The sequence below is a fragment of the Rothia kristinae genome (assembly GCF_016028855.1).
In the GTDB taxonomy this organism is placed as follows: Bacteria; Actinomycetota; Actinomycetes; order Actinomycetales; family Micrococcaceae; genus Rothia; species Rothia kristinae.
In genome coordinates this window covers 171456-183397 of record NZ_CP065738.1, presented here as the reverse complement: position 1 = coordinate 183397, position 11942 = coordinate 171456, and the positions used below count along the sequence as shown (strand labels likewise).

11 protein-coding genes are annotated in these 11942 nt (G+C 72.2%); 7 read left to right on the top strand and 4 right to left on the bottom strand.

Annotated features, from left to right (window positions below; genetic code table 11):
* Window positions 1–110 precede the first annotated feature (110 nt).
* On the top strand, window positions 111–1043 hold the full coding sequence (locus I6G21_RS00770; RefSeq protein ID WP_055684487.1) for a DUF2382 domain-containing protein: 933 nt from the start codon (window positions 111–113) through the stop codon (window positions 1041–1043).
* A 137-nt stretch (window positions 1044–1180) separates the two neighbouring features.
* Window positions 1181–2620: an MFS transporter gene (locus I6G21_RS00765; protein WP_224799859.1), complete on the top strand. Its 1440-nt coding sequence runs from the start codon at window positions 1181–1183 to the stop codon at window positions 2618–2620.
* Between the two features lie 43 nt (window positions 2621–2663).
* Here the strand turns inward: I6G21_RS00765 and I6G21_RS00760 are convergent, their stop codons facing one another.
* Entirely contained in the window at window positions 2664–2933 is a 270-nt protein-coding gene (locus tag I6G21_RS00760; RefSeq protein WP_129357403.1) for a DUF3072 domain-containing protein, read from the bottom strand.
* Window positions 2934–3028: 95 nt separating this feature from the next.
* Window positions 3029–5281, bottom strand: coding sequence for an NADP-dependent isocitrate dehydrogenase (locus I6G21_RS00755; RefSeq protein ID WP_129357404.1), 2253 nt, complete (start codon window positions 5279–5281; stop codon window positions 3029–3031).
* Between the two features lie 171 nt (window positions 5282–5452).
* Between I6G21_RS00755 and I6G21_RS00750 the strand changes: the two genes are divergently transcribed.
* From I6G21_RS00750 to I6G21_RS00730, 5 genes are all read left to right on the top strand, one after another.
* On the top strand, window positions 5453–5803 hold the full coding sequence (locus tag I6G21_RS00750) for a DUF488 domain-containing protein (protein ID WP_055684484.1): 351 nt from the start codon (window positions 5453–5455) through the stop codon (window positions 5801–5803).
* A 101-nt stretch (window positions 5804–5904) separates the two neighbouring features.
* On the top strand, window positions 5905–6189 hold the full coding sequence (locus tag I6G21_RS00745; protein ID WP_129357405.1) for a hypothetical protein: 285 nt from the start codon (window positions 5905–5907) through the stop codon (window positions 6187–6189).
* A 47-nt stretch (window positions 6190–6236) separates the two neighbouring features.
* Window positions 6237–6662 (top strand): NUDIX hydrolase, encoded by a 426-nt coding sequence (locus tag I6G21_RS00740; RefSeq protein WP_064724936.1) that lies wholly within the window; start codon window positions 6237–6239, stop codon window positions 6660–6662.
* A 3-nt stretch (window positions 6663–6665) separates the two neighbouring features.
* Window positions 6666–8675: a S9 family peptidase gene (locus I6G21_RS00735; protein WP_129357406.1), complete on the top strand. Its 2010-nt coding sequence runs from the start codon at window positions 6666–6668 to the stop codon at window positions 8673–8675.
* A 14-nt stretch (window positions 8676–8689) separates the two neighbouring features.
* A complete protein-coding gene (locus tag I6G21_RS00730) occupies window positions 8690–9379 on the top strand; it encodes a pyroglutamyl-peptidase I family protein (protein WP_055684480.1) in 690 nt (229 codons plus the stop codon).
* 104 nt (window positions 9380–9483) lie between these two features.
* Here the strand turns inward: I6G21_RS00730 and I6G21_RS00725 are convergent, their stop codons facing one another.
* Both I6G21_RS00725 and pgi read right to left on the bottom strand, forming a co-directional pair.
* A complete protein-coding gene (locus tag I6G21_RS00725) occupies window positions 9484–10098 on the bottom strand; it encodes a DUF805 domain-containing protein (protein ID WP_058743725.1) in 615 nt (204 codons plus the stop codon).
* A 119-nt stretch (window positions 10099–10217) separates the two neighbouring features.
* Entirely contained in the window at window positions 10218–11894 is a 1677-nt protein-coding gene (pgi, locus tag I6G21_RS00720; RefSeq protein ID WP_129357407.1) for a glucose-6-phosphate isomerase, read from the bottom strand.
* Between the last annotated feature and the right edge of the window lie 48 nt (window positions 11895–11942).

The window sequence follows — 11942 nt, the reverse complement described above, 5'->3', positions numbered from 1 at the left end:
CACCGCCCGGGCATAGGTTGAGGGCACGGTAGGCGTTGCCCGGACCCATCTGGGGACCCGACCGTCGCGGACCGTCCGGTCCGCGCCGCGAATGACGAGAGGGTCATGAGATGACGAACCACAGCAGCATCGAATCCCTGCGCAGCGCCACCGTCTACGGCAGCGACGGCGAGAAGATCGGCCGGGTCGGGGAGATCTACCTGGACGACCAGACCGACCAGCCCACCTTCGCCACCGTGCACACCGGCCTGTTCGGCACCAAGGAGACCTTCGTCCCCCTGGACCGGGCCCAGACCACCGACGAGGGCATCACGGTGCCCTACGAGAAGGACTTCATCAAGGGCGCCCCGACCATCGACGACGATGGCTCGCTGAGCCCCGAGGAGGAGCAGCGCCTCTACGAGTACTACTCCATGGACTCCGGGACGCGCCGCGACGACGCCGCCGCCGAGACGCAGGCGCAGACCCGCGGACGCGATCACACCGGCACGGCGGGCACCGCGGCCGCGGGCACCGCGACCGATGACCGCGCCGCCGCAGCCCACGACGGGCACACCCCGGCCGAGGAGCGTGCGGCCCAGCAGCGCGGCACCGCGGTGCAGAACGGCACCGACGGCGTCGCCGCCGACACCCGCGGCGGGCAGACGGCGGGGACGCAGGACGTCGTCGCCCACGAGGAGCGGCTGCGGGCCACCGGGCAGGCCGAGCGCCGCGAGACCGGGCGGGCCCGTCTGCGCAAGCACGTGGTCACCGAGACCGAGACCGTCGAGGTCCCCGTGCGCCGCGAGGAGCTGCACATCCAGCGCGAGAGCATCGACCCCGATTCCCCCGAGGCCAAGGTCGGCGCCGAGGACGCCTTCACCGGCGACGGTGAGGAGACCGTGGTGACCACCTACGAGGAGCGCCCCGTGGTGTCCACCGAGACCGTCGCCACCGAGCGGGTGAGCCTGAACAAGGAGGCCACCGAGTCCACCGAGCGCGTCTCCGGCGAGGTGCGCAAGGAGGAGATCGAGGTGGACGAGGACGGCCGTCCCCGCCGCTGAGCCCTCCGGCCGCCCGCCCCGCTTCCCGCGGCGCGGGCGGCCCCAGGCCCAGACCCCGTCGGACCGCACAGGTCCGGCGGGGTCTGCGCCTGTCCGCATCCCACCAGCACCGCACCCCATCCCGGGAGAAACTCACCGTGCCCTCCACCCCGAGCAGCAGCGACCATCCCGGCCAGCCTGCGGACCCGGAACCCCTCCGGCCCGCAAGCCGCGGCCCCGCAGGATCCCGGGAGATCGATGCCTTCGCCCAGATCGACGCCGCCGCCCTCACCGGGAGGCAGCGATCCCTGATCCTCCTGGCCGTGCTGGCCAATACGGCCGAGTTCTTCGACATGTTCCTCATCGGGTTCATCGTCTCGGACCTGACCAAGCCCTGGGGGCTGACCTTCTGGCAGTCTGCGCTGGTGCTGCTGGCCTCCGGGATCGGCACGATGATCGGCGCGATCCTGTGGGGGAGGGTCTCCGACGTCATCGGGCGCCGGCGCACCCTGGTGGCCACGGTGCTGATCTTCACGGTGTTCACCGGGCTGTCCGTGCTCACCCCGGACGGCGGGTGGGCCCTGCTGGTCGGGCTGCGCCTGCTGGTGGGCATCGGGGTGGGCGGGCTGAACATCGTCTCGATCCCGTGGATCCAGGAGTTCGTGCCGGCTTCCCGGCGCGGGTGGCTGTCCGGACTGGCCTCGGTGTTCATCCCGGTGGGGCTGCTGCTGGGCTCGGTGAGCACGTGGCTGCTGCTGGAGCCGCTGACCTGGCGCGGGCTCATGGCGCTGGGGGCGACGCCGATCCTGCTGGTGGTGTGGATCCTGCGGGTGCCGGAGTCCCCGCGCTTCCTGGCCGCCCGGGGTCGGCAGGACCAGGCCCGGGCCGCCGTCGCCTGGGCCCTGCGCCTGCCGGTGGAGCAGGTGGCACCCGTGCCGGCCGGTGAGCCCGAGCCCGAGCGTCCCGCGCCGTATCGCGAGATCCTCACCCGTCATCGCTGGGTCCTGGCGATCGTCGCGGTGGGCACCTTCTGCTTCGTCACCGGGTCGGTGACCGTGCAGTCCTGGGGCCAGACCCTGCTGGTGCAGGTCCAGGGGATCACCCCCGCCCAGGCGGCCCGGTGGTTCATCGGGATCTCCCTGGCCTCCCTCGTGGGCCGGCTCGCCGCGGCGCGCCTGGCCGACGTCGTCGGCCGGCGCCCGGTGCTGCTGGTGTGCGGGCTGGGCGGGGCCGCGGCGAGCCTGTGGGCCGCGCACGCCGGGTCCGCTCAGCTGGGCCCGGTGGGGGTGTTCTATCTGGCGATGGCGGCGATCATGCTGTTCGGCGACGGCGCCTTCGGCATCCTCAACGCGTACGGGGCGGAGCTGTTCCCGACCCCGGTGCGCGCCAGCGGCTTGGGCCTGGGCTACGGGCTGGGCGCCTGCGGGAAGGTCGTGGGGCCGATGCTGCTGGCCCTGGTCTCCGGCTCCGGGAACCTCGTCAGCCCGGCGGCCACGCAGGCCGCGATCACTCCGGCCTTCACGATCATGGGGGCGCTGCTGGGCCTGGGCGGGCTGACCTACCTGCTGGCACGCGAGACGGCCGGCACCCGTCTGTGAGCGGGTGCCGGCCGTCGAGGCCGCCGGGCTCGGTGTCGGGCGATCAGCCCTGGGCGCGGGGGTTGGTCTTCTGGAGGCGGTCGATGTGCTCGGAGGCCTGGGCCTTGGTGAGATCCGCGGGCAGCTCCTCACCGGCCTCCTTGGCCAGGGTGTCCAGGTAGCTGCGCTGGGCGTCGGTCATCGGCTCATCCCCGGTGGTCCACTCCTGCGGCTCCCGCTCCAGGCTGGTGTTCTGCGCGGAGCCCGCGCCGATGGTCTCCTGCTCCGGGCCGTTCCCGGCGGCATTCTGGTTCTCGTGGTTCGTCTCGCTCATGCCTCCCAGAATACGGGCCCGCACGCGGCCGGCGGAGGGGCTCACCCCTCGGCGAACCACCTCCCCCGGTCTTTTCAGATGCGGTGCTCGGTCGATCAGGCGGCCGTGAGCCGATCCATGATCGCGTTCAGCGTCGCGGAGGGACGCATCACCGGCTCGGCCTGCTCATCCTCCGGCCGGTAGTACCCGCCGAGCTCCACCGGCCGCCCCTGCACCTGCAGCAGCTCCTGCTCGATGCTCTCCTGGTTCTCCACCAGCTCCCGGGCGATCCGCTCGAAGCCGCGGGCCAGCTCGGCGTCGGCCTGCTGGTGGGCCAGCTCGGCGTCGGCCTGCTGGTGGGCCAGCTCCTCGGCCCAGTAGCGGGCCAGCCAGTAGTGGCTGCCGCGGTTGTCAATCTCCCCGACCTTCCGGGACGGGGACTTGTTCTCCTCCAGGAAACGGCCGGTCGCCGCATCCAGGGTGTCCGCCAGGACCTTCGCCCGGGCGTTGTCCGTGCTGGAGGCCAGGTGCTCGAAGGAGGCGGCCAGGGCCAGGAACTCGCCGAGGGAGTCCCAGCGCAGGTGGTTCTCCTCCAGCAGCTGCTGCACGTGCTTGGGCGCCGAGCCGCCGGCCCCGGTCTCGAACAGCCCGCCGCCGTTGATCAGCGGGACGATGGACAGCATCTTCGCGGAGGTGCCCAGCTCGAGGATCGGGAACAGGTCCGTCAGGTAGTCGCGCAGCACGTTGCCGGTCACCGAGATGGTGTCCTGACCCTCGCGGATGCGGTCCAGGGAGAACTGGGTGGCCTCCTCCGGGGAGAGGATGCGCAGATCCAGCCCCTCGGTGTCCTCCTCCTTCAGGTACTCGTCCACCTTGGCGATGAGGTTGGCGTCGTGGGCGCGCTGCGGGTCCAGCCAGAACACGGCCGGGGTGTCCGACTCCCGGGCCCGGCGCACGGCCAGCTTGACCCAGTCGCGCACGGGCACGTCCTTGGTCTGGCAGGCCCGCCAGATGTCCCCGGGGTGCACCTCGTGGCTCATCAGCACGTTCCCGGCGGCGTCGAGCACCTCCACGGTGCCCTCGCCCTGGATCTCGAAGGTCTTATCGTGGGAGCCGTACTCCTCGGCCTTCTGGGCCATCAGGCCCACGTTGGGCACCGAGCCCATGGTGGTGGGATCGAAGGCGCCGTTGCGACGGCAGTCCTCGATGACGGTCTGGTAGACCCCGGCGTAGGAGGAGTCCGGGATGACGGCCAGGGTGTCGTGCTCGGCGTCGTCCGCCCCCCACATGTGCCCCGAGGTGCGGATCATCGCCGGCATCGAGGCGTCCACGATGACGTCCGAGGGCACGTGCAGGTTGGTGATGCCCTTGTGGGAGTCCACGTAGGCCAGCGCCGGACCCTCCTCGAGGCGGCGCTCGATGCCCTCGCGCACCCCGCGGGCGGTGTCCTCATCCAGGGCATCCAGGCTGTTGAGGATCGCAGCCAGGCCGTTGTTGGGGGACAGGCCCGCGGCGGCCAGCTGCTCGCCGTAGGTCTCGAAGACCTCCGCGAAGAAGGCCCGGACCACGTGGCCGAAGATGATCGGGTCGGAGACCTTCATCATCGTGGCCTTCAGGTGCACGGAGAACAGCACGTCCTCCTCGGCCGCGCGGGCCACCTGCTCCCGGAGGAACTCGTCCAGGGCCGCCGCGCGCAGCACCGTGGCGTCCACGATCTCGCCCTCCAGGACCTTCAGACCCTCCTTGAGGACCCGCTGGGTGCCGTCCTGACCGGTGAAGCGGATGGTCAGTCGATCATCGGCGGGCAGCACCACGGACTGCTCGTTGGACTTGAAGTCGTCGTGGCCCATCGTGGCCACGTTGGTCTTGGATTCCGGGGACCAGGCTCCCATGCGGTGCGGGTTCTTGCGGGCGTAGCTCTTCACCGACTGCGGGGCGCGCCGATCCGAGTTGCCCTCGCGCAGCACCGGGTTCACGGCCGAGCCCTTGACCCGGTCGTAGCGCTCGCGGATCTCGGTCTCCTCCTCGGTGCCGGGCTCCTCCGGGTAGTCCGGGAGGTCGTAGCCCTTCTGCTGCAGCTCCGCGATCGCGGCCTTCAGCTGCGGCAGGGAGGCGGAGATGTTCGGCAGCTTGATGATGTTGGCCTCCGGGGTCTGGGCCAGGCGCCCCAGCTCGGCCAGGGCGTCGTCCACGCGCTGCTCGGCGGGCAGCCGGTCCGCGAACTGGGCCAGGATGCGCCCGGCGAGGGAGATGTCGCGGGTCTCCACCTCGACGCCGGCGGTGGAGGCGAAGGCCTCCACGATCGGCTTGAACGAGTACGTGGCCAGCAGCGGCGCTTCGTCGGTCTGGGTGTAGATGATCTTTGCCATGAGGCGACATGCTCCCTGCGTCGATGGAGGTTCGGTTCCGCCGGCCAATATACCGGATGTGCGGCCGCTCACCCGGGGTCGGTGCGCTCCGGGCGCCGCGCTTCTGACGCCGCGTTTCGGGCTCGCGTCACGGAACCTGCGCGTCGAGACCCGCGGGCCTAGCGTGGAGGTATGACGAGCTATCGCATCAAGAGGATCTACGACGAGCCGAGTCAGAGCGACGGCGCCCGGGTCCTGGTGGACCGGATCTGGCCGCGCGGGATCGCCAAGGACGCCGCGCGGCTGCGCCAGTGGGCCAAGGACCTGGCGCCCTCCACCGAGCTGCGCGAGTGGTTCGGGCACGACCCCGAGCGCTTCGAGGAGTTCTCCCGCCGCTACCGGGAGGAGCTGCGCGGGACGGAGCAGCAGGCTGCCCTGGACGGGCTGCCCGAAGAGGAGACGGTCACCTTCGTCTACGCCGCGAAGGATGAGGAGCACAACCAGGCCGTGGTGCTGCGGGACTTCTGCCGCCACCGGCGCTGAGCCCGCCTCCTCGCCGCCGCTCCGAGGCGGGCGGGGACGCACAGGGAAGCGGAGCACCGCGGCACAGCCCGAGCACAGCCTTCCTGAGGATCGTGGAGGACATGAACACCACCGCATCCACCACCCCCGTTTCGACCACCCGCCGCGAGGAGCCCGACTTCGGCGCCTCGAAGACCCGGATCACCACCGGCCGGCGGCGGACCTCGCTGCTGCGCCGCCTGAGCGGCGTCGGGGCCATCGCCCTGCTCGCCGTGGGCGGGGTCGGTGCGCTCAGCCCCGCCGAGGCGAGCCAGGCCCACGTGAAGCAGGCCAACTACAGCGTCGTCACCACCGCCACCACCACCACGGAGTCCTCCGCGGCCTCGACCGGGCGCCCCCGGGATTGACGCCGCAGGGCCTCCCGGAGCGGAGTCGGATGACTAGGGTGGAGCCCATGCCGACCATCACCGTCTCCGCCGTGCTGATCACCGACCGCGACGGCCGCTTCCTGTCCGTGCGCAAGCGCGGGACCGCCGCGTTCATGCTCCCGGGCGGCAAACCGGAGCGGGACGAGGCACCGGAGGCCACCGCGGCCCGCGAGATCCGCGAGGAGCTGGGGCTGAGGATCCCGCTCGGTGAGCTCGCCCCGCTGGGTCGCTATGAGACCGCCGCGGCCAACGAGGCTGGACACCGGCTGATCGGGGAGGTCTTCGCCTGGACCGAATCCACCCGGCACGTCGGTCAGCTCGCCCGGCTGAAGCCGCACGCGGAGATCGAGGAGCTGCTGTGGCTGAGCCCGCAGGAGGCGATGACCCGCCCGGACGTGGCGCCGCTGACCCGCGACTGCGTCCTGCCGGGGCTGCCCGGAACTAGAGTGTGAGCCATGACCCAGCCGATCACCTCCCTGGATGACCTGTTCGCCGCGGACCGCCTGACCGGGCTGGCCGCCAACCGCCACGGCACCGTGCTGGCCACCGTGCAGTCCCTGGATCCCGACGGCGCCTCCTGGCGCACCGCGGTGCACCTGCTGGCCGCACCGGGAGTCCCCGCCGAGGACCTGCCGCAGGCGCTGACCCAGCCAGGCGCCCGGGCACGCCTGCACGAGGTCGGCGAGGACGGCACCGCGTGGCTGAGCCTGGAGCGCGAGGACGAGGCCGCCGAGGACGATTCCCAACAGACCCTGTGGGCCCTGCCCCCGCGCGGGGAGGCCCGACCGGTGCTGCGCCGCGCCGGCGGCATCGGGAAGCTGCGGGTGCGGGGCGGTCGTCTCGTGTTCTCCGCCCCGGTGCTGCCCTCGGCGCCGGATGAGGGCGCCCACGACGAGCTCAGCGCCCGCCGTCGGAAGCAGAAGGTCTCCGGGGTGCTGCACGAGTCCTTCCCGGTGCGCTCCTGGGACCACGACCTGGGCCCGGGCGAGCCCGACCTGTTCACCGCCGACGCCCCCGACTACGCGGCGCGGAGGATCCGGATGCCCGAGGGCCGCCTCGAGGATTTCGAACCCGACCCGCAGGGCCGCACCGCCGCGGTGGCCGTGTCCGCGGTGCGCCGCGGCATCCACGTGCGCACCGGGGTGTGGCTGGTGGACCTGGAGCACGAATCCGCCCCGCGCCCGCTGGCGCTGCCCGCGGACCCGGAGGCCGAGACCGAGGCGGAATCCACCTCCTTCGCCCCGGGCCCGTTCAGCCCGGACGGGTCCCGGCTGGTGCTGCTGCGGTACCGGGAGTCTCTGCCGGGGCAGTCCCTGAAGGTCTCGGCCGAGGTCCTGGAGCTGGACACGGGCGAGCGCACCCCGGTGGCCCCGCAGCTGGACCGCTGGCCCGAGAACCCGCTCTGGCTGGACGAGCAGACCCTCGTGTTCACCTCGGATGATCGCGGGCGCGGGGCGGTATGGGCCACGCGCGTGGGGCAGCCCTGCGCCCGGCGGCTGACCGAGGAGCAGGCGCACTTCTCCGCGCTGACCGTGACCGGGCCGGGACGCCTGGCGGCCCTGCGCGACGCCGTGGACCATTCGGCCGAGGCCGTGGCCCTGGACGTGCCGGAGGAGGGACCTGCCGAGGTCACCGCCCTGCCGGCAGCGGCCCCGGTGACCCGTGGCGTCGGGCGCCTGGAGGAGGTGAGCACCCGGGCCGACGACGGCGCGACGATCCGGGCCTGGCTGGCCCTGCCGCAGGGGCAGGGGCCGCATCCGCTGCTGGTCTTCGTGCACGGCGGCCCCTGGGGCTCGTGGAACTCCTGGACCTGGCGGTGGAACCCCTGGCCCTTCGTGGCCGCGGGCTACGCGATGCTGCTGCCGGATCCGGCGCTGTCCACCGGCTACGGCCAGGACATGATCGACCGCGGCACGGACGCCCTCGACGGGCAGCCCTACCGCGACGTCCTGGCCCTGACCGATGCGGCGCAGGAACGGGAGGACGTCGACGCCGAGCGCACCGCGGCTCTGGGCGGCTCCTACGGCGGGTACATGGCCAACTGGCTGGCCGGGCACACCGGGACCCGGTTCCGGTGCATCGTCACCCACGCCTCCCTGTGGGACACCGACGTGATGGCCCGGACCACGGACAACGGCGTGTGGCAGGAGTGGCTGTTCGATCGCGACGGCGCCCAGGGGCCCGAGAACGACCCGAGCCGCTTCGTCGATCGGATCCAGGTGCCGATGCTGGTCATCCACGGGGACCTGGACTACCGGGTGCCCGTCTCCCAGGCGCACCTGCTGTGGGCCGACCTGCGCCGACGCACCGACCCCGGGCTGGGGCACCGCTTCCTGTACTTCCCGGATGAGAACCACTGGGTGCTCAAGCCCGGCAACTCCCGGCTGTGGTACCAGACCGTGCTGGCCTTCGCGGACCGCCACGTGCGCGGGGCAGAATGGGTGCGCCCGGAGCTGCTCGGATGAGTACGGCTCGTGGGATGAGAGGAGCCGACGACGCGAGCCGAGCCGATGACACGAGCGAGCCCGCCGCAGCGGAGGCCGACGGGCACTCGTGCCCGCACCGGTTCGGTCCCGCCGGGGGACCGGAGCGCGATGGCGGCGGGACCGTGCTGGTCACCGGCTTCGAGCCCTTCGGCGGGCTGAGCGAGAACCCCAGCCGCAGTGCGGCCCTGGCCGCGGCGGAGGCCCTGCCGCGGGTGCGCGCCCGGATCCTGCCGGTGGAGTACCGGGCGGCACCGCGGGCCCTCGTCGAGGCGATCCGGGAAGTCCGCCCGGAGACGGTGGTGTGCCTCGGGGTGGCCGTGGGGCGGGAGCAGCTGTGCGTGGAGCGGGTCGCCCTCAACTGCGCCGATGCGCGCATCCCGGACAACACCGGGGCGCAGCCGCGGGATGAGTGGATCGACCCGGCCGCGCCCGCGGCCCTGTTCTCCTCCCTGCCGATCCGGCGGATCCTCCGCACCTGGCAGGAGGCGGGCCTGCCCGCCCGGATCTCGGAGACGGCCGGAACCTATGTGTGCAACCGCGTGATGTTCGAGGCCCTGGCCCGCGCCGAGCGGCTGGGCGTGTCCCGGGCCGGCTTCCTGCACGTCCCGGACACCCGCCAGATGCCCCAGGATCGGATCGACCACGGGGTGCGCCTGGCCGTAGGCAGCCTGCTGGAGGACTGAGGATACGCCGAGGCCGCCCGCACCCGGAAGACGCGCTTCCGGGGGCGGGCGGCCTCGGCGTGGACGCGGCAGGCGGCCGGCCGGGGGGGGGGGGACGGCTGCTGTTAGGGCCGGCCGATGTCCTCCGGGGTGTCGAAGCGCTGCCCCTGCGGATTCGACGGCAGGCACATCAGGACCAGCAGGATGATCCCACCGAAGAAGGGGACCAGGCTGAGGAACCAGAAGCCGCCGCTCATGTTCGCATCGTGCAGACGGCGCACCTGCAGGGGGATGGTCAGCAGGCCGAGCACCAGCAGGATCACGGTGGTGATCAGCGTCGTGGCGATGCCGACGCCGCTGAGCCGGACGTCGGTCCCGGAGTAGTAGCCGTACTGGCTGTGCTGGCTGTAGCTGGTGATCTGCTCCGCGGTCGCGGAGGTGATGACCATCATGAGGATCAGCAGCACCGCGCTGAGGAGGGCGAGGGCCAGGGCCACCCACCAGTACTCGGAGCGCGAGGCCCGGCCGTGCCCCTGGAACTTGTAGCCCCACCAGTTCTTTAGGGCCCGGCCCATGCCGACCCCGGGGCGGGGACCTGCGCCCTGGACTTGGGGGCCGCCGTATCCGGCGGGGGCCGTCTGGTAGGCCCCCTGCTGCGGGGATGGCGCGGGGGCGCCGGAGGGTGCGGACGGCTGCCGGGCATCAGGAGAGGGGCGGCCGTGCTGGGGGTTCTCGGTCATGGTGGGTCCTCGGTGCTCGTGGTCGCGGGGCCTTCTCTGCGCCTCCTCCGGCAGACGCCGGCGGCCGGTCCCGCGCTGCTGCGAGACCGGCCGCCGTCGTCCACCGGGGGTGACCGGGATTACTTGCGGTGGTTCAGATAGTAGTCGATCAGCCCGCGGGTGGAGGCGTCCTGTTCGGCCAGGACCTCCCGGTCTCCGGCCACGGCCGGGGTGAGCTGCTGAGCCAGCTGCTTGCCCAGCTCCACGCCCCACTGGTCGAAGGAGTCGATGCCCCAGATGGTGCCCTCCACGAAGGTGATGTGCTCGTACAGGGCGATCAGCTGGCCCAGCACGGACGGGGTCAGCTTCGGGGCCATGATCGAGGTGGTGGGCCTGTTGCCGGAGAACACCCGGGCCGGCACCACGGACTCCTCGGTGCCCTCGGCGCGCACCTCCTCGGCGGTCTTGCCGAAGGCCAGGGCCTTGGTCTGGGCGAAGAAGTTCGCCAGGAACACCTCGTGCACGTCGGCGTCGCCGTCGCGGGTGGGGTGCGCGGGCTCGGCGAAGGCCAGGAAGTCCGCGGGGATCAGGCGGGTGCCCTGGTGGATCAGCTGGTAGAAGGCGTGCTGGCCGTTGGTGCCGGGCTCGCCCCAGAAGATCTCCCCGGTCTCGGTGGTCACCGGGGAGCCGTCCCAGCGCACGGACTTGCCGTTGGACTCCATGGTCAGCTGCTGCAGGTAGGCGGGGAAGCGGTGCAGGTGCTGGTCATAGGGCAGCACCGCGTGGGAGTCCGCGCCGCAGAAGTTGACGTACCAGACGTTGATCAGGCCCATCAGCAGCGGCAGGTTGGCCTCGGGTGCTGCGGTGCGGAAGTGCTCGTCCATCGTGTGGAAGCCGGCCAGCAGCTCCTCGAAGACGTCCGGACCCAGCACCACGGCCAGGATGGTGCCGATCGCGGAGTCCACGGAGTAGCGCCCGCCCACCCAGCTCCAGAAGCCGAAGGCGTTGGCGGGGTCGATGCCGAAGGCCTCCACCTTGTCCAGGGCGGTGGACACGGCCACGAAGTGCTTGGCGACCGCCGCGGCGTCGTCCTGGCCGTCAAGGGCGCCGGACTCGCGCAGGCGCTCCAGCAGCCAGGTGCGGCACACCCGGGCGTTGGTCAGGGTCTCCAGGGTGCCGAAGGTCTTGGAGGCCACGATGAACAGCGTGGTCTCCGGGTCCAGGTCCGCCACGGTCTCCGCGGCGTCGGTCGGGTCGATGTTGGAGATGAACCGGGCGGACAGGCCCTCTTGGGCCAGGGGCTTGAGGGCCTCGTAGACCATGACCGGGCCCAGGTCCGAGCCGCCGATGCCGATGTTCACCACGGTCTCGATGCGCTTGCCGCTGATCCCGGTCCACTCCCCGGAGCGCACCCGGTCCGCGAAGTCGTAGATGCGGGCGAGCACCGCGTGCACGTCCTCGTCCACGTTCTGCCCGTCCACCTCCAGGGCGGGGGAGGAGCCCTCGGGGCGGCGCAGCGCGGTGTGCAGCACCGCGCGGTCCTCGGTGACGTTGATGTGCTCGCCGGAGAACATGGCCTCGCGTCGGCCCTCGACGTCGGCGGTGCGGGCCAGCTGCAGCAGCAGGTCCCGGGTCTGCTCGGTGATGAGGTTCTTGGACAGGTCCGCGTAGAGGTCCCCGGCGGTGACGGTGAGCTTCTCGGCGCGCTCGGGATCCGCGGCGAACCAGCCGCGCAGATCCGGGGTCAGCTCGCGGTGGTGCTCGGCCAGGGCCTGCCAGGCGGGGGACTGGGTGATGTCGGGAAGGTTATCGCTCATGGGGCCATTGTCCTCCCGCGGGGGCCCCGACGCACGGACCCGGTGCCG